Origin of the sequence: Micromonospora sp. NPDC049114 (assembly GCF_040648635.1) — a bacterium.
Classification (GTDB): domain Bacteria; phylum Actinomycetota; class Actinomycetes; order Mycobacteriales; family Micromonosporaceae; genus Micromonospora.
The window spans coordinates 1,192,899-1,209,678 of sequence record NZ_JBEZEA010000002.1 but is presented as its reverse complement, the minus strand read 5'-3'; the positions used below and the strand labels follow the sequence as shown (position 1 = coordinate 1,209,678).

The window sequence follows — 16,780 nt, the reverse complement described above, 5'->3', positions numbered from 1 at the left end:
CGCTGTCCGGACGCCTCGGACACCCCGACAGCACGGAAGTCGAGTGGATCAACGCGCCGGGACGAGTCCGGCCCTGGACGCCGGTCCGGGCAAGGGACGGCCCGGACCTGCCCTGTCCGGGGCAAGGTCCGGGCCGAGGCCGAGGCGGCGACCTCCGGGGTCGGGGGAGGGGCGGGGCTTGGGTCAGGCGGGCAGGCGGGGGCCTGCTTCGCGCTGCTCGGCCAGCCAGGTCTCCACCTCGTCGGCGGTACGCGGCAGGCCGGCCGACAGGTTCACCGCACCTGTCGCGGTGACCAGGACGTCGTCCTCGATGCGGATGCCGATACCGCGCAGTTCGGCGGGGACCAGCTCGTCCTCCGGCTGGAAGTACAGGCCCGGTTCGACGGTGAGCACGTAGCCCTCGCCCAGGGCCCCGTCGCGGTAGGTCTCCTTGCGGGCGTTCGAGCAGTCGTGCACGTCGATGCCGAGCATGTGACCGAAGCCGTGCAGCGTCCAGCGCCGGTAGACCGAGGACTTCTCGTCCATGGCCTCGTCCACGCTCACCGGCAGCAGGCCCAGGTCGGACAGGCCCTCGGCGAGCACCCGCATGCAGGTCAGGTGGACGTCCTTGAACTTGACGCCGGGGCGGATGGCGTCGATGCCGGCCTGCTGCGTGGCGTACACGATGTCGTAGACCTGCCGTTGCAGGGCGGTGAACCGGCCGTTGACCGGCAGCACCCGGGTCACGTCGGCCGTGTAGAGGTTGCGTCCCTCGACGCCCATGTCCATCAGCAGCAGGTCACCCGGACGGGTGGCGCCGTGGTTGTGCACCCAGTGCAGGATCGTGGCGTGCTCGCCGGCGCCGACGATCGAGCCGTACCCGACGTCGTTGCCGTCGTGGCGGGCGCGCAGCGCGAAGATGCCCTCCAGCAGGCGCTCCGAGACGGCGCGGTCGGCGGGGAGGATGCGGGCCACGTCCTCGAACCCGCGCACCGTGGCGTCGATGGCGTCCTGAAGCTGGCCGATCTCCCACTCGTCCTTGACCAGCTTCTGCTCCGAGATGGCGATCGCCAGTTCCCGGTCGCGGGGCGGCTGCCCGTCGGCGCGGACCCCGTCGTACGGGCGGACGGCCGCGTCGACCTGGGCGTCGAAGCCGCGCAGCACCCGGGTGCGACCGGGCGCCAGGTCGGCGAGCGCCGCCTCCAGGCCGGTCAGGTCGGCGGTGGGTAGGCCCAGCTCGGTGGACTTCTCGCCGAGGGTGTGTCGCCGGCCGACCCACAGCTCGCCGTGCCGGCTGCGGAAGAACTCGTCGGTCTCGCGGGATGAGCGGGGCCGCATGTACAGCGTCGCGTCGTGCCCCGAGCCGTTCGGGCGCAGCACCAGCACGCTGTCCGGGTCGTGGTCGCCGGTCAGGTAGGCGAAGTCGCTGCCCGGCCGGAACGGGTAGGCGGTGTCGTTGGCGCGGACCTTCTCGCCGCCGGTCGGGATGACAAGTGTCTCGCCGGGGAAGGCGGCCGAGAGCGCGGCGCGGCGCTTGGCGTAGTTGGGCGCCTCGGGGCGGGGCGTGACCGGGAGTTCGGTGTCCCGCCAGCCCTGCCGCATGAAGGACAGGAACGCCTCCGGAAAGTCCGGATCGTGCGATTCCGTGCCGTCTGTCGGCGTACCGTCGGTGCTTTCCTCGGTCATTGCGCCGCTCCCTTCCGCTTCGTTGCTGGTCCCGACGGTACCGCGTGCCCGGTTCGTGTTGGTGGGGGCCGGGAGCGCTCCGGATCGACGGACGGCTGCGACGGGCCGACGGACCGCGTGGAAAGATGACCACCATGTGCGGACTCCTGGCCTTCTTCAGCGCGAACGGCAACGCCGCCGCGCACCGCGACCACATCGCCGGAGCATTGGAATGCCTGCACCACCGCGGCCCCGACGAGACAGGGGTCGAGGTGGTCGGTGACGCCTCCGGCCGGTACGCGGACGGCGTGTTCGCCCACAAGCGGCTCGCCATCATCGACGTCGCGTCGAGTCACGAGCCGCTGCCCTACGCGAACGGCCGTTATCTGCTCACCTTCAACGGTGAGATCTACAACTACATCGAGCTGCGCGACGAGCTCGTCCGGAACTTCGGCGCGCAGTTCGCGACCGCGGGTGACGGCGAGGTGATCGTCGCCGGCTACCACTTCTGGGGCGAGCAGGTGCTCACCCGCCTGCGCGGCATGTTCGCCTTCGTCATCTGGGATCGGCAGGAGCGGCGCGCGTTCGGCGCCCGCGACTACTTCGGCATCAAGCCGCTGCACTACCTGGAGACCGCCGACGGCCTCTACCTGGCGTCGGAGAAGAAGGCGCTGCTTCCGTTCGCGCACAGCAGCTACCAGGGCGACGCGGGTGTCGACGCGGCGAACCTGAGCCACTACCTGACGCTGCAGTACGTTCCCGAGCCCGGCACCCTGCACAAGGGCATCAGCCGCATCGGTTCGGGGGAGTACCTGACCTGGTCTCCGGGCGGGCGGATCGACGTGCGCCGGTGGTACCGGCCGGTGTTCCGGCCCGCGCCGGTCGACGACGAGCAGAAGCTCTACCACGAGATCCGGGAGACGCTGCGCGAGAGCGTACGCATGCACATGCGCTCCGACGTGCCGGTGGGCTCGTTCCTGTCCAGCGGCATCGACTCGACGGCTGTCGTCGCGCTGGCCCGGGAGTTCAACCCGAACATCCTGACCTTCACCGTCGGCTACGACGTGCCGGGATATTCGGAGATCGACGTCGCGCAGGAGTCGGCCCGGCATCTGGACGTCACCACCATCCCCACCAAGATCGGTCCGCAGGACATGATCGACGCGCTTCCGAAGATCGTCTGGCACCTGGACGACCCGGTGGCGGACCCGGCGCTGGTGCCGCTGTACTTCGTGGCGAAGAAGGCCGCCGAGCACGTCACGGTGGTGCTCTCCGGCGAGGGGGCCGACGAGTTCTTCGGCGGTTACACGATCTACCGGGAGCCGCTGTCGCTCGGCACCGTCAACGGCCTGCCCGGCGGCGTGCAGAAGGGCCTGCGCGCGGTCTCCAAGGCGATCCCGCAGGGGGTCAAGGGCAAGAGCTTCCTGGAGCGTGGCACCACCCCGATCGAGGAGCGCTACTACGGCAACGCCCGGATGTTCACCGAGGAGGAGAAGCAGCACCTGCTGCGGCGCTACGACCCCTCGGTGCGCTACACGGACGTGACCGCGCCGATCTACGCCGAGTGCACCGAGCTGGACGACGTCACCAAGATGCAGTACGTCGACCTCTACACCTGGCTGCGCGGCGACATCCTGGTCAAGGCCGACCGGATCTCGATGTCGCACTCGCTGGAGGTGCGGGTGCCGTTCCTCGACCGCGAGGTGTTCGACGTCGCGGCGAAGATCCCGGTGGACCTCAAGCTGCCGCCGCGCTCCGACGCGACCAAGTACGCGATGCGTCAGGCGTTGCAGGGTGTCGTGCCGCCGGCGATCGTCAACCGCAAGAAGCTGGGCTTCCCGACGCCCACCCGGGTGTGGCTGCGCGGGGAGATGTACGAGTGGGCCCGGCACGTGCTGAGCACCTCGGGCGCGGGTGACCTGCTCGACCTGTCGTACGCCCTGCGGCTGCTCGACGAGCACAAGCGGGAGGAGGCCGACCACTCCCGCAAGGTGTGGACGGTGCTGATCTTCTGCATCTGGCACGCCATCTTCGTGGCCAAGACGCTCGACCCGGGCATCCAGCGCAACCAGTCGGCTCTGCTGACGAAGCCGGTGGTCGGCTCCATGGTCCGCTGACCGGCGACCCCCACCCCGTCGATCAAGAGGTTTGCGTCACCCGAGTGACTCCGGGTGACGCAAACCTCTTGATCATTTCAGGGACCCTTAGCGTCGGGCGCAGGTGACCGTCGGGATGCCGTTCGTTCCCGTGCTGCTGGCCAGGAAGCCGAACGTGGTGGTGCCCTCCGGTGCGACAGTGCCGTTGTACGAGACGTTCGTCGCCGTCACCGAGGCGCCGGACGTCGTCTGGGTGGCGCTCCAGATCTGATTGATCGCCTGCCCGTTGGGCCAGGTCCAGCTCGCGGTCCAGCCGGCGAACGGCGTACTGCCGTGGTTCATGATCGTGATCTCGCCCTGGAAGCCACCCTGCCAGGCGCTGGTCACCTTGTAGACGGCCATGCAGTCACCTGTCGACGGCGGCGGCGTGGTCGGCGGCGGGGTGGTGGGCGGCGGCGTCGTGGGCGGCGGAGTGGTCGGCGGCGGGGTGGTGGGCGGCGGGGTGGTCGGCGGGGGCGTGGTGGGCGGCGGAGTGGTCGGGTTCGACCCGCCCGGACCCACACCGGTCACCTGGCCGCTGCCGCCGTCGAAGGCCACGTCGGAGCAGCCGAAGAAGTTCTCCTGCGAGTCCGAGCGCACCCAGCGGGAGTAGATGATGTGCCGGCCGCTCTTACCCGACGGCAGGTTGCCGCTGAAGTAGTAGTGACCGTCGTTGGTGCCGACGCTGCCGCGCTGCGGCGGGTTGGTCACCGTCAGGAACGGCTGCTCCTCCAGGTCACTCCAGGCCAGCGCCCGGGTCGGGCTCCAGCTGTCCTTGGTGACGTAGAAGTAGAAGGTGCCCGGGTGGTGCGCCCAGTTGCTGTACCGGAAGTCCAGCCGCGCGCCGGAGGTCAGGTGGGTCAGCGGCCAGTCGGTGCGGGGCAGGTCGTAGCCCCGGTAGCCGGTGTTGCCACCACTGCACAGCTGCCCGTCCGGAATGAAGCCGGTGGTACGGCCACCGGCGTCCGAGCGCAGCACGCTGAACCAGTTGTAGAGCGAGTTCGTCCCGCTCTGCGCCACCGCGGCGGCGCACGCGGGGTTGTTCGGCCTGATCTCACCGGTCTGGCTGAGGCCGTCCTGCCAGCAGAGGTAGGTCCGGGCGCCCGGCGTCATCGCCGCGCCGTGCGCGGCCGCCGGTTGCGGACTGGCCGCAAGCGCTACGGCGCCCAGCGCGAAGGTAAGGGCCGCGGTGAGTAACGCGGCCGTACGGGAACGGTTCACGGGTTCTCCTGACTCGCGAGGCGTGCCGCCCGAGCCGCCCCGCCGCAATCGGGTGGGGTTGTGGTGTCGTCGCAGCGCCGTGGGGGCGGATGCGGCGATCACTGTGACGTGCCCCGGCCGAAGTGCGGCCAGCGGACACACGCCATCGACGGTCCTGTCCTGGACCGGTGCCCTCGCGTCGAACCAACCCGGCAACCGGCGGCGCGGCAGCCCTCGCACCGCCCGGTATGCGCCATCCCACCACGTCGCCGACCGCCTGCGCAATAGTCGACCCTCGATGTGCCAAACGCGGCAGGCGTGGTCCGCCGGCTCACCCGACTCCCGATCGGACCGATGGGTTCTCTCCTATAGTGATGGTCTGCATCCCCACGGCGACGACTGCCGTCCGGGCCGATCTCCCGCGTCGGGGCGGCGCACGTCGCCGTGCCGGCCGTACGGCGGGACCGGCCGGCGACGGGACGAAGGAGGCGGCAGCGCGTGCCCGACGTGTTCGACGACCTGCACCGCCGCTGCCGCGCCGGCGAGCCGGTCGCCCTGGCCACGGTCGTCGCCACCTGGCGATCGGCGCCACAGCCGCCCGGCGCCGCCATGCTCGTGGCCGCCGACGGCACGGTCACCGGCAGCGTCTCCGGCGGCTGCGTCGAGGCCGACCTCTACGAGCGTGCCCGCCACGTGCTCGCCACCGGCGTACCCGAGCTGGTCCACTACGGCGTCAGCGACGACGAAGCGTACGCCGTGGGCCTGACCTGCGGCGGGATGCTCGACGTGTTCGTGGAGCGGGTCGACGGCGACGCCCGCGCGCAGGTGGACGCGGTCGCCGCCGCGCGGCGGGCCGGCGAACCGGCCGCGGTCGTCACCTGCGTGGCGGCCGACGCCGGCGACACCCCGGGCGCGGCCCCGACCGACCCGGCCCGGCGACTGGGTCGGCGGCTGGTGCTGACCGGTGGGCAGGTGACCGGTTCGCTCGGCGACGACCGGCTGGACGACGCCGCTACCGACGACGCGCTCGGACTGCTCGCCGCCGGGCACAGCGGCGTGCTCCGGTACGGCTACCAGGGGCAGCGCCGCGGCGCCGGGCTCAGCCTCTTCGTGGCCACGCACGCCACCGCGCCCCGGATGATCGTCTTCGGGGCGATCGACTTCGCGGCCGCGGTGGCCCGGATCGGCGCGTTCCTCGGCTACCGGGTGACCGTCTGTGACGCCCGGGCCGTGTTCGCCACCGACCGGCGCTTCCCGGACGCGCACGAGGTGGTGGTGCAGTGGCCGCACCGGTACCTGCGGGCCGAGGTCGACGCCGGCCGGATCGACGCGCGCACAGTCGTCTGCGTGCTCACCCACGACCCGAAGTTCGACGTGCCGCTGCTGGCGCTGGCCCTGCGCCAACCACTGGCGTACGTCGGCGCGATGGGGTCGCGGCGCACCCACGACGAGCGGCACAAGCTGCTGCGCGAGGCCGGGCTCACCCCGGAGCAGCTCGACCGGCTCGCCTCACCGATCGGGCTGGACCTCGGCGGCCGTACGCCCGAGGAGACCGCCGTGAGCGTCGCCGCGCAGATCGTCGCCGCCCGCTGGGGCGGCAGCGGTCGGCCCCTGTCCGCGCTCGACGGGCCGATCCACCACCCGGGCTGACGCCGTACCGCCTCTTCGCCGCCCAGCAGGGCGTTCGTTGTGCCAGCCTGATCCCAGCCGACCAGGTCCGCCCGATCGCCCGCGGCCGCACGGCGTGGGGCACGCCGGTGCGCTGCCGGCTGACGACGACGAAGGGACTTCGATGGGGTACGCGGTGGTGTTCGGCGAGGCGCTCGTCGACCTGCTCGACACCGAGCGCGACGGGGAACGGGTCTACCGGCAGGCGATCGGCGGTGGACCGCTCAACGTCGCCGTCGGGGTGACCCGGCTCGGCGGCGCGGCGCAGTTCGTCGGCTCGCTCGGCGACGACGTGCTGGGCGGGCGGATCCGCGGCTTCCTGACCGATGTCGGCGTCGGTCTCGCCGGTGCCGTCACGGCACCGGCGCCGACCACGCTCGCGGTGGTCACCTACGCCGGGCCGGAGCCCGACTTCCGCTTCTACGGCGAACCGCCCTCCTACAGCCTGTTCGGCCCCGACGATCTGGACCTGGCGCTGATCGAGGGCGCGGACGTGCTCTACTGCGGCTCGATCGTGCTGGCAAAACCGCGCACCCTGGCCGCCGCGCGCCGCGCCTGGTCGCTCGCGCCCGGACTGCGCGTCTTCGACCCGAACGTACGCCCCCGCCTGCTCGACGGTCCCGCCGCGCTGGACGGGCTGCGCGAGGTGGTGGCCGAGTTCGCCGCGGGCGCGCACCTGGTCAAGCTGAGCACCGCCGACGCCGAACTGCTCTACCCGCGCGAACCGGTCGAGGGAGTGGCCGCGTACCTGCGTGAGCTGGGCGCGACCACCGTGGTGGTGACGCTCGGCGCGGCGGGCGCGGTGCTGGCCACCGCCGGCGCGGATCCGGTACGGGTGCCGGCCCCCAAGGTCAACGCCATCGACGCCACCGGCGCCGGCGACTCGGTCATGGCCGCGCTGATCGCCGACCTGCTCCTCGACGGCGAGCCCGACGAGCCGGCGGGCTGGGTCGAACGGGTGGCCTTCGCGCTGCGCGTGGCGGGCCTCGTCTGCGAGTCCCCCGGCGGCGCCACAGCGATGCCCACCCGCACCGAGGTAGACCGCCGCTTCAAACCCTGACCCTGCCCCTGACCCCTGGCCCTGCCCGCCCTACCCCACGTCCCGCCCTGCCCCGTGCCCCGCCCTGCCTGCCCCGTCGATCTTGCACTTTCGGTCGGCGGTTGGCCCCCTCTTGCCCTTTATGTCGCGGCAAGAAGTGCAAGATCGGCGAGGTTGGGGGGCGGGGGGGGTCAGGGGGCGGGGTTAGGGGGTTCCGTTTAGTTCGGTGTAGCCGCGGCGGGCGGCGATCAGGGCGGCGCGGGCGCCGAAGGGCGCCTCGGCGGCCACCCGCTCGGGCGGCGCGTCGCCGGTGTGCGCGGCGCGGATCAGCCAGGCCAGTCGCGCCAGGTCGGCGTGCTGGGCGCGGACGAATCCGACGTCCACCGGATCGCCGTGGCCCGGCACGACCACCGTGCGCGGGGTCGTCAGCCGCAGCAGGTCCGCGACGGCGTCCGGCCACTGCAGGGGGTACGAGTCCTCGAAGGCGGGCGGGCCGCTCTGCTCCACCAGGTCGCCGGCGACCAGTACGTCCGCGTCGGGCACGTGCACCACCACGTCGGCGTCGGTGTGCCCGCGCCCCGGGTGCCGCAGCAGCACCCGCCGGCCACCCAGGTCGAGCTCGGTCTCGGTGTGCACCGTGTGCGTCGGAGCGAGCAGCGGGGTGTCGGCCAGCTCGGCTGCCAGCTCCGGGTGCTCCGTGCGCACCTCCTCGTACGCCTCCCGGCGCAGCCGCTCCGGCTCGTCGCGCAGGGCCGCGGCGGCCCGTTCGTGCGCGTACACCGGGCGGGGTGGATCGCCGGCCAGGACGGCGTTGCCGAAGCAGTGGTCGTAGTGGTGGTGGGTGTTGACGAGCGTCAGCGGACGGTCGGTGACCCGCCCGACGGCGGCGGCCAGCTCGGTGGCCTGCCGGGCCGACGAGAGGGTGTCCACCAGCAGCGCCTCGTCGTCGCCGACGACAAGTGTGACGTTGACCCGCAGCAGGGGCTCGGGCAGCACGTACACCCGGTTGGCGACCTCGGTGAACCCGGCGCTCACGACGACCGCCCGGCCCGGTCGACGAAGCGCTGCCGGTCCACCAGGATCCGGTCGACCCGGCCCCGGGCCACCGTCTGGTCGCCGTCCGCGACGGTGACCTCGAACGACAACCGGCGACCGTCGACGGTCGCGAGCAGGGCCTGTGCCCGTACCGTGCGCCCGACCACCGTCGGCGCGAGGTGCTCCAACTCGACCCGGGTGCCCACAGTCGTCGACCCGGGCGGCAGCGTGGCCGCCGTGGCCGCGACGGTGGCCGCCTCGGCGAGTGCGAGCACCCGTGGTGTGCCCAGCACCGGTACGTCCCCCGAACCGACCGCCTGGGCGGTGTCCGCGTCGGTGACGGTCAGTTCGACCTGGGCGGTCAGACCCGGCGCGAAGGCCGGCTCGGGCTGCTCCTGCATGGTCGTCAGCCTAGGTGCTCGCCGAGCCCGTCGAGCACGCGCCCGGCGATCCGCACACCGGCCGCCGCCCACACGCGCACGGCTTCGCCGGGTGGTCCCCGTCGGTCGATGCCGGACCCGTCGTTAACCTTGACCGCGATGGCCGTCGTGACTGACCCCCAACCCCCCGCCCGGACCGACCCGCCCGCGTCCCCGGACGGTGGCCGTCGGCGCATCGTCGCCATGACGGTCTGGGCGGTCGCCTTCGTCGCCGCCTGGCTGGCGATCGGGCTGCCCACCGACCCGGCCTACGCCTTCGTGTGGATCTGGCTCGGGACCATCGCCTGGAACAGCGACCGCCCGTGGCGCAGTCACCTGCGCTTCGCCCGGGACTGGGTGCCGGTGGTGCTGCTGTTCGTCGTCTACAACCTCTCGCGCGGGTTCGCCGACAACGGGGCCACCCCGCACGCCATGGAGCTGATCGTCGCCGACCGGTTCATGTTCGGCTGGGCCACCGGCGGGGAGGTGCCCACCATCTGGTTGCAGGAGCACCTCTACCGCCCGCAGGTGCACTGGTGGGACGTCGCGGCGAGCTGGGTGTACTTCTCGCACTTCGTGGTGGCGCTGACCGCCGCCGCGGTGCTGTGGCTGCGTGACCGGCACCGCTGGGCCGCCTACATGCGGCGTTGGGGTTTCCTCTGCGCCGCCGGCCTGGCCACCTACTTCATCTACCCCGCCGCCCCGCCCTGGTGGGCCGCGCAGAACGGCCTGCTCACCGAGGTCGCCCGGATCTCCACCCGGGGTTGGAAGGCGTTCGGCATGCACGGCGCCGGCAACGTGCTCAACGCCGGCCAGATCGCCTCGAACCCGGTCGCCGCGATGCCGTCGCTGCACACGGCGTGGGCGCTGTTCGTGGTGCTGTTCTTCCTGAGCACCACCCGTCGCCGCTGGTGGCCGCTGCTGCTCGCGTACCCGCTGGCGATGACCTTCACCCTGGTCTACTCCGGTGAGCACTACGTGATCGACGTGCTGGTGGGCTGGACGTACGTCGGGCTGACCTACCTGGTCGTCGGCCTGGCCGAACGCGGCTGGGCGGCATTGCGGGCCCGCCGAGCGGGGGCCGCCGACAAACCACCAGGGCAGCCGGTAGCCCCCGAACCATCGGCCGACAGGCACCCCACACCGGACGACCAACAAGCGATACCCGCCGACCACTGACGGACCCCTGCCCCGCCCCCGCCAGACCCGTCGATCATGAAGTTGTTACCCGTCGGCTCGGCGTGTCGGGGCAACAACTTCATGATCACCAGAGCGGGTGGGTGGGGGTTAGGGGGTGCGGCGGGCTTTGGTTGCTCGGGTGGTCAGCTCGGCTGCCAGCGTCCACGCCTCGGTGAGGTCGCGGTCCTGGGCTGCCGCGCCCGAGCCGCCGGCGGTGTCCGCGTACACGGTCGCCAGGCCCAGGCGGCGCTGCACCGGGCCCTGCACCACCCGCACGCTCTGGATCCGCGCGTACGGCACGATCGCCAACTGCCGGGTGAGCACTCCGGACCGAGTGGCGAAGACCCGGTCGAACAGGCCCGCCCCGAGCGCGCCGCGCCCGAGCGGGTGCAGCCAGCGCGTCCGGGGCGGTGGTGGGCTCAGCGTCAGCGCGTCCAGGCGTACGCCCGGCAGCACCTCGGCGACGATCATCGTGGCGGTCGGCAGGTCGCCAACCGGTAGCAGCCGGTCCGGCCGGTTGCGGTCGTCGGCCTCCGCCGCGGAGTAGCCGGCCACCTCCAACCGCAGCCGCAGCCAGTCGTTGACCCGCCACAGCAGCGGCCAGGTCGCCCGCACGGTCTGGACCCGGTCCAGCGGCACGGTCTGCGCGCGCGTCTCCAGCAGGCCGTTGTGCACCCGCAGGGTGCCGCCGTCGCGGGCCAGCCGGAAGTTCCAGTCGTCGAGGACCCGGCGGATCGGTTGCAGCAGGACACCGGCCATCGCGGTCAGCGTGCTCGCCACCGCGACGAAGGACCACGACCCGGCGGTGACGAACTGCACCACGACGAACGCCACGCCGAACGGGAGCAGGAACGCCTGCGGGGTGAGCAACTGACTGACCAGCAGGTTCTGGTTGCGCACCGCGTGCAGCGGCCGGCCCGGCGCGGCCGCCGGCGTCCCGGGTCCCGCCGGGAGCGCGGGAACGCCGGGCGGGGGCGGCGGGGTCGTCCGCCCGGCGAGCGCCAGCAGCCGCTCGCGCAGGCGGGCCGCATCGGCCACTCCGAGGTACGCCAGCGGCGCCTCGGTCTTGCCCCCGCCGACCACCTCCAGGCGCAGCTCGGCCAGGCCGGTGAGCTGGGCGAGCAGCGGCCGGACCACCTCCACGGCCTGCAACCGTTCCAACGGGATGGCCCGGGTACGCCGCCAGAGCAGCCCTTCGTGCACCCGCAGTTCGCGGCCCACCACGTGGTAGCCGGTGTTGTACCAGCTGATCACCGACAGCACTGTCGCGCCGAGCGCCAGGACCACCACCATGGCGGCGAACCAGCCGAAGCCGACCCGCGACAGCGTCGACCAGGACAGGCCCGCGATCACCACCACCAGCGACTTGGCGCCGTGCAGCAGCGGGCTGAGCGGGTGCAGCCGCTGCCGCGGCTCACCGTTCCCGCCAGCCGGCGACACCGGCCCCGGGTAGACCGCTCCGGGCGGCACCCCGGAAGGTCCAGCGGCGTACGGCGGAGCGGCCGGGCCGACGGGGTACGGCGTCCCAGGCGGGCCGGCGGGGTGTGGCGGAGCAGACGGGCCGGCGGGGTACGGCGGAACAGGCGGGCCGGCGGGGTGTGGCGGAACAGGCGGGCCGGCGGGGTACGGCGGCGTGGGCGGGCCGGCGGGCAGCGGCGGCCGGGTGCCCGGCTCGGCGGGACCGTCGGTCATCGGGCCGGCCCTCGGCGGTGCCGACGGTCGCCCGCGCGGGCGGTCACAGACCCTCCGCCCGGTCCTCGCCGAGCGCGGTGAGCCTGTCGCGCAGCCGGGACGCCTCCGCCGGACGCAGCCCCGGCACCCGCGCGTCACTGGCTGCCGCCGCCGTGTGCAGCTGGACGGTGGCCAGGTCGAAGGCACGCTCCAGCGGGCCGGCGCTCACGTCGACGAACTGCATGCGGGAGTACGGGACGATGGACAACCGCCGGACCAGCAGCCCGTGCCGCACCAGCAGGTCGTCGTCGCGTTCGGCGTAGCCCCAGGCGCGTACCGCGCGGACGATGGCCGTGGCCCGCCACGCGCCGAGCACCACCACGAGGGCCAGTGCGAGCCCGAACAGCCAGTGGCCGCTCAACGCCCAGCCGATCGCGGTCACCGCCAGGCCGATGGCCACCACGACCGCGAGTCGGATCAGCTCCACCCAGATCAGGTTGGTGGAGATGGGCTGCCACTGGACGGTGTCCGGCCAGGGCTCTAGCGGCCCCCGCCCCGACGACTGCGGACCGGGGTGGGGCAACGCACCCGGGCCCGGCGGCAGGAGACCAGGCGACGGCAGGTCGGGCGGGAGCGGTCCCGCATCGTGCCCGCCGGACGGGGGCAGGGCGCTCGGCGGCAGCGGGGCCGGCCACGACACGTCCGGTGGGGAAGGGTCCGGACCGAGGGTGCCGGGTGCCCCGAACGCGCCGGGCGGCGGCGCGACGCCGGGCGGCGGACTGGCCGGGGAGGTGGGGTCGGGGGTGGTCGGGCGGTCGACGCGGTCCTCCGCGCTCACCGGCGGACGCCGTTCCGCGCGCCGCCACGCCGCACGATCCGTGCGCCGTGTGTCGCCGCCTCGCCCTGCCCGTCGGCGCGGAGCGCCACGCTGCCGTGTCTCATCGGTCGCTCGCTGCGCTCGCTCACGTGTCGAGGGTAGGCGATCCGGGCACCGGAGTGACGGCACGAAGGAAGCCGCGGACGTTCAGGAATTCGCCGAGACTGTCGCGGTGCTCGGCGCAGGCCAGCCAGGTCTTGCGCCGATCGGCGGTGTGCAGGCGCGGATTGTTCCACTCCAACGCCCAGACGGCGGGGGCGCGGCAGCCCCGGGCCGAGCAGACCAGGGGCTCGTCGGCGGGGGAGGGGAGGCTCATCCGGGCCAGTCTAGGGCGGCCGGACGGAGAGCTTGAGCGCCGGGCGGCCACGGGGGGAGCCGCCCGGCGACGGGGTGAATCGTACACACGGCGGGCCGGTCCCTGTCCACCCGTGACACGCGATTCGGGCATGGGACGCCGCGGCGAAAATCGGCTTCTCCCCACCTCGACACTCAGGAAGGCGTGCGAGTCTTGATACCGCACCTGCCGCGACGACCGACAAACGCTGTGGAGGACCGGTGGCCCAGCCGACCACGCCCGACGCCCCGACGCCGAACGGGGCGGCACCGGACACACCCGCACCGGTGACGACTACCACGCCGGTGACCGCGCCGGCGCCGGTGACGACGCCCGCGCAGGACGCCACCCTGCTGGAGAAGGCGCTCTTCGAGATCAAACGGGTGATCGTCGGGCAGGACCGGATGGTCGAGCGGATGTTCGTCGCGCTGCTCGCCCGTGGCCACTGCCTGCTCGAAGGCGTGCCCGGCGTGGCCAAGACGCTGGCCGTGGAGACCCTCGCCAAGGTCGTCGGCGGGTCCTTCGCCCGGGTGCAGTTCACCCCGGACCTGGTGCCGGCCGACATCATGGGCACCCGGATCTACCGGCAGTCGAGTGAGAAGTTCGACGTCGAGCTGGGCCCGGTCTTCGTCAACTTCCTGCTCGCCGACGAGATCAACCGTGCTCCGGCCAAGGTGCAGTCGGCGCTGCTGGAGGTCATGAGCGAACGCCAGGTGTCCATCGGTGGGGAGAGTCACCGGGTGCCCGATCCGTTCCTGGTGATGGCCACCCAGAACCCGATCGAGCAGGAGGGCGTCTACCCGCTGCCGGAGGCGCAGCGGGACCGCTTCCTCATGAAGATCGTGGTGGGCTACCCGACCGACGCCGAGGAACGGGAGATCGTCTACCGGATGGGCGTGACCGCCCCGGAGCCGACGGCGGTCTTCGACACTCCCGAGCTGATCGCCCTGCAACGCAAGGCCGACCAGGTGTTCGTGCACAACGCCCTGGTCGACTACGCGGTGCGCCTGGTGCTGGCCACCCGCGCGCCCGCCGAGCACGGCATGCCGGACGTCGCCCAGCTGATCCAGTACGGGGCCAGCCCGCGCGCCTCGCTCGGGCTGGTCCGGGCCACCCGCGCGTTGGCGCTGCTGCGTGGGCGCGACTACGCCCTGCCGCAGGACGTGCAGGACATCGCCCCGGACATCCTGCGCCACCGGCTGGTGCTCAGCTACGACGCGCTCGCCGACGACGTGCCGGCCGACCACATCGTGCACCGGGTGATGTCGACCATCCCGCTGCCGGCCGTCGCGCCCCGACAGCAGGCCACCCCTTCGCCGAACACCCCGCCGCCGGGCGCCGGCTGGCCCGGGCAGCGGCCGTGACCTCACCCACCCCTCGTCCCGCCCCCGACCGCAGCGAGGCAGTGCTGTCCCGACTCCAGTTGCTGGTCACCCGCAAGCTCGATGGTCTGCTCCAGGGTGACTACGCCGGCCTGCTCCCGGGGCCGGGCAGCGAGGCGGGCGAGTCCCGGGAGTACCGCCCCGGTGACGACGTACGCCGGATGGACTGGCCGGTGACCGCGCGGACCACGACGCCGCACGTGCGGCGCACGGTCGCGGACCGGGAGTTGGAGACGTGGCTGGCCCTGGACCTCTCGGCCAGCCTGGACTTCGGCACCGGCAAGTGGCTCAAGCGGGAGGTGGTGGTGGCCGCCGCTGCCGCCATCACCCATCTGACCGTGCGCGGCGGCAACCGGATCGGCGCGGTGATCGGCACCGGCGGCGGCGCGTCCGCACCGGCGCGACGGTGGCGGGGTGGCCCGCCGCCGGTCGGACCGGGGGTGCTCACCCGACTGCCGGCCCGCTCGGGCCGCAAGGAGGCGCAGGGCCTGCTGCGGGCCGTCGCCGGCACCGCGATCCAGCCGGGCCGGGGCGATCTGGGCGCGCTTGTCGACATGCTCAACCGCCCGCCCCGGCGGCGCGGGGTGGCAGTGGTGGTCTCGGACTTCCTGGCGCCGACCGAGCAGTGGGCCCGCCCGATGCGCAAGCTGCGCGTCCGGCACGACGTGCTGGCGATCGAGGTGGTAGACCCGCGCGAGCTGGAGCTGCCCGACGTGGGGGTGCTGCCGGTGGTCGACCCGGAGAGCGGTGAGCTGCACGAGGTGCAGACCGCCGATCCGCGGTTGCGGCAGCGCTACGCCGAGGCCGCCGCCGCTCAACGGGCCGCGATCTCCGCCGCGCTGCGTGGCGCCGGCGCGGCCCACCTGCGTCTGCGTACCGACCGAGACTGGCTGCTGGACATGGTGCGTTTCGTGGCCGCGCAGCGGCACGCCCGCACCCGGGGGACGACACGATGATCCGTTTTCTGCAACCGTGGTGGCTGCTGGCAGTTCTGCCGGTGCTCGCCCTCGCCGCGTTCTACGTCTGGCGGCAGTTGCACCGCCGGGCGTACGCGATGCGGTTCACCAACGTGGACCTGCTGCGGACCGTCGCGCCCAAGGGTCTGGGCTGGCGGCGGCACGTGCCGGCGACGGCGTTCCTGCTCTGCCTGCTGGTGCTCGCCACGGCGCTGGCCCGTCCGGCGGTGGACACCAAGGAGCCGCTGGAGCGGGCGACAGTCATGCTCGCCATCGACGTGTCGCTGTCGATGCAGGCCGACGACGTGGCGCCGAACCGGCTGGAGGCCGCGCAGGAGGCGGCCAAGCAGTTCGTCGGCGAGTTGCCGGAGAGCTACAACCTGGGCCTGGTGTCGTTCGCCAAGGCGGCCAACGTGCTGGTGCCGCCGGGTAAGGACCGGGACGCGGTGACCGCCGCAATCGACGGGCTGGTGCTGGCCGAGGCGACCGCGACGGGCGAGGCGGTGTTCACCTGCCTGGAGGCGATCCGGTCGGTGCCGGCCGACGGCGCGGCGGGTATCCCACCGGCGCGGATCGTGCTGCTGTCGGACGGGTTCCGCACGTCGGGTCGATCGGTGGAGGAGGCGGCGGCCGCCGCGCAGGCGGCCAACGTGCCGGTCTCCACCATCGCGTTCGGGACCGACACCGGTCAGGTCGACATCGGTGGGCAGCTCCAGCGGGTGCCGGTGGACCGGCTGGCCCTGGCGGAGCTGGCCGAGACCACCGAGGGCTACTTCTACGAGGCGGCGTCGGTGAGCGAGCTGAAGCAGGTCTACCAGGACATGGGCAGTTCGATCGGGTTCCGCACCGAGCCACGCGAGGTGACCCAGTGGTACGCGGGTGTGGCGCTGCTGCTGGCGCTCTGCGCCGGCGCGCTCAGCCTGCTCTGGTCGTCCCGGATGCTCTGACCGCCGACAAGGCGGAGAACGAGCCGAGAACGGCCGGCGGTGGTCAGTGACCGCCGCCGGCCAGGACGAAGACGACGGCCACCCAGACGGCGGCGAGGGTGAAGCCCAGCGGGGCGACGTAGCGGCTCATGGACGGCTCCGAGTGGCGGCTGGACGGTCCGCGTGCGGGGGCGGACCGCAGGGGGTGGGGACGCGCACACGAAGTCGTGACCGGGCGGCTCCCGGCGACCGTCCGGTGAAGCCGGACGGCGCGGCACACGCGCCCCGGCGTCAGCCGAGGCGGTGGGGGAGCGG

At 73.0% G+C, this 16,780-nt stretch carries 15 protein-coding genes; 7 read left to right on the top strand and 8 right to left on the bottom strand.

What is annotated here, in order from left to right; all coding sequences use genetic code 11:
• Positions 1 to 183: 183 nt before the first annotated feature.
• Positions 184 to 1,665 (bottom strand): aminopeptidase P family protein, encoded by a 1,482-nt coding sequence (locus AB0B39_RS12955; protein ID WP_357574356.1) that lies wholly within the window; start codon positions 1,663 to 1,665, stop codon positions 184 to 186.
• A 134-nt stretch (positions 1,666 to 1,799) separates the two neighbouring features.
• On the opposite strand from AB0B39_RS12955, the gene asnB reads away from it, so the two are divergent.
• Positions 1,800 to 3,761, top strand: coding sequence for an asparagine synthase (glutamine-hydrolyzing) (gene asnB, locus AB0B39_RS12950; protein ID WP_357493388.1), 1,962 nt, complete (start codon positions 1,800 to 1,802; stop codon positions 3,759 to 3,761).
• 87 nt (positions 3,762 to 3,848) lie between these two features.
• Here the strand turns inward: asnB and AB0B39_RS12945 are convergent, their stop codons facing one another.
• Positions 3,849 to 5,000, bottom strand: a complete 1,152-nt coding sequence (locus AB0B39_RS12945) for a lytic polysaccharide monooxygenase (RefSeq protein ID WP_357493386.1) — start codon at positions 4,998 to 5,000, stop codon at positions 3,849 to 3,851.
• Between the two features lie 477 nt (positions 5,001 to 5,477).
• Here AB0B39_RS12945 and AB0B39_RS12940 point away from each other — a divergent pair, with 477 nt between their 5' ends.
• On the top strand, positions 5,478 to 6,629 hold the full coding sequence (locus AB0B39_RS12940) for an XdhC family protein (RefSeq protein WP_357574355.1): 1,152 nt from the start codon (positions 5,478 to 5,480) through the stop codon (positions 6,627 to 6,629).
• 142 nt (positions 6,630 to 6,771) lie between these two features.
• Positions 6,772 to 7,707 (top strand): carbohydrate kinase, encoded by a 936-nt coding sequence (locus AB0B39_RS12935; RefSeq protein ID WP_357574354.1) that lies wholly within the window; start codon positions 6,772 to 6,774, stop codon positions 7,705 to 7,707.
• Between the two features lie 183 nt (positions 7,708 to 7,890).
• Here AB0B39_RS12935 and AB0B39_RS12930 read toward each other — a convergent pair whose 3' ends face one another.
• Together AB0B39_RS12930 and AB0B39_RS12925 are read right to left on the bottom strand one after the other, a co-directional pair.
• Positions 7,891 to 8,721, bottom strand: a complete 831-nt coding sequence (locus tag AB0B39_RS12930; protein WP_357493379.1) for an MBL fold metallo-hydrolase — start codon at positions 8,719 to 8,721, stop codon at positions 7,891 to 7,893.
• Complete coding sequence (locus tag AB0B39_RS12925) at positions 8,718 to 9,122, bottom strand: hotdog domain-containing protein (protein ID WP_234588250.1); 405 nt, start codon at positions 9,120 to 9,122, stop codon at positions 8,718 to 8,720. The genes AB0B39_RS12930 and AB0B39_RS12925 overlap by 4 nt, the downstream gene beginning before the upstream one ends.
• A 138-nt stretch (positions 9,123 to 9,260) precedes the next feature.
• Between AB0B39_RS12925 and AB0B39_RS12920 the strand changes: the two genes are divergently transcribed.
• On the top strand, positions 9,261 to 10,319 hold the full coding sequence (locus AB0B39_RS12920) for a phosphatase PAP2 family protein (RefSeq protein WP_305076148.1): 1,059 nt from the start codon (positions 9,261 to 9,263) through the stop codon (positions 10,317 to 10,319).
• Positions 10,320 to 10,427: 108 nt separating this feature from the next.
• Here the strand turns inward: AB0B39_RS12920 and AB0B39_RS12915 are convergent, their stop codons facing one another.
• The 4 genes from AB0B39_RS12915 to AB0B39_RS12900 all read right to left on the bottom strand — a co-directional run bounded on the left by AB0B39_RS12915 (position 10,428) and on the right by AB0B39_RS12900 (position 13,183).
• Positions 10,428 to 11,789, bottom strand: coding sequence for a PH domain-containing protein (locus tag AB0B39_RS12915; RefSeq protein ID WP_357574387.1), 1,362 nt, complete (start codon positions 11,787 to 11,789; stop codon positions 10,428 to 10,430).
• Positions 11,790 to 12,054: 265 nt separating this feature from the next.
• Entirely contained in the window at positions 12,055 to 12,594 is a 540-nt protein-coding gene (locus AB0B39_RS12910) for a PH domain-containing protein (protein WP_357574386.1), read from the bottom strand.
• Positions 12,595 to 12,824: 230 nt separating this feature from the next.
• On the bottom strand, positions 12,825 to 12,956 hold the full coding sequence (locus tag AB0B39_RS12905; protein ID WP_357574353.1) for a hypothetical protein: 132 nt from the start codon (positions 12,954 to 12,956) through the stop codon (positions 12,825 to 12,827).
• Entirely contained in the window at positions 12,953 to 13,183 is a 231-nt protein-coding gene (locus AB0B39_RS12900) for a hypothetical protein (RefSeq protein WP_357493371.1), read from the bottom strand. The genes AB0B39_RS12905 and AB0B39_RS12900 overlap by 4 nt, the downstream gene beginning before the upstream one ends.
• A gap of 239 nt (positions 13,184 to 13,422) precedes the next feature.
• On the opposite strand from AB0B39_RS12900, the gene AB0B39_RS12895 reads away from it, so the two are divergent.
• Genes AB0B39_RS12895 through AB0B39_RS12885 form a run of 3 tightly spaced genes read left to right on the top strand, consistent with a single transcriptional unit; the run spans position 13,423 to position 16,486 of the window.
• On the top strand, positions 13,423 to 14,565 hold the full coding sequence (locus tag AB0B39_RS12895; protein WP_234588469.1) for a MoxR family ATPase: 1,143 nt from the start codon (positions 13,423 to 13,425) through the stop codon (positions 14,563 to 14,565).
• A complete protein-coding gene (locus tag AB0B39_RS12890) occupies positions 14,544 to 15,539 on the top strand; it encodes a DUF58 domain-containing protein (protein WP_357493456.1) in 996 nt (331 codons plus the stop codon). The genes AB0B39_RS12895 and AB0B39_RS12890 overlap by 22 nt, the downstream gene beginning before the upstream one ends.
• The gene (locus AB0B39_RS12885; protein WP_357574352.1) at positions 15,536 to 16,486 is read left to right on the top strand and encodes a VWA domain-containing protein; all 951 of its coding nucleotides are present in this window, start codon (positions 15,536 to 15,538) and stop codon (positions 16,484 to 16,486) included. Before AB0B39_RS12890 ends, AB0B39_RS12885 begins: the two co-directional genes overlap by 4 nt.
• The last annotated feature ends 294 nt before the right edge of the window (positions 16,487 to 16,780 follow it).

Bases quoted from the DNA above. Each gene is read 5' to 3' on its own strand.
- AB0B39_RS12955 (WP_357574356.1), bottom strand. From the start codon at position 1,665: ATGACCGAGGAAAGCACCGACGGTACGCCGACAGACGGCACGGAATCG.
- asnB (WP_357493388.1), top strand. From the start codon at position 1,800: ATGTGCGGACTCCTGGCCTTCTTCAGCGCGAACGGCAACGCCGCCGCG.
- AB0B39_RS12935 (WP_357574354.1), top strand. From the start codon at position 6,772: ATGGGGTACGCGGTGGTGTTCGGCGAGGCGCTCGTCGACCTGCTCGAC.
- AB0B39_RS12925 (WP_234588250.1), bottom strand. From the start codon at position 9,122: ATGCAGGAGCAGCCCGAGCCGGCCTTCGCGCCGGGTCTGACCGCCCAG.
- AB0B39_RS12920 (WP_305076148.1), top strand. From the start codon at position 9,261: ATGGCCGTCGTGACTGACCCCCAACCCCCCGCCCGGACCGACCCGCCC.
- AB0B39_RS12900 (WP_357493371.1), bottom strand. From the start codon at position 13,183: ATGAGCCTCCCCTCCCCCGCCGACGAGCCCCTGGTCTGCTCGGCCCGG.
- AB0B39_RS12885 (WP_357574352.1), top strand. From the start codon at position 15,536: ATGATCCGTTTTCTGCAACCGTGGTGGCTGCTGGCAGTTCTGCCGGTG.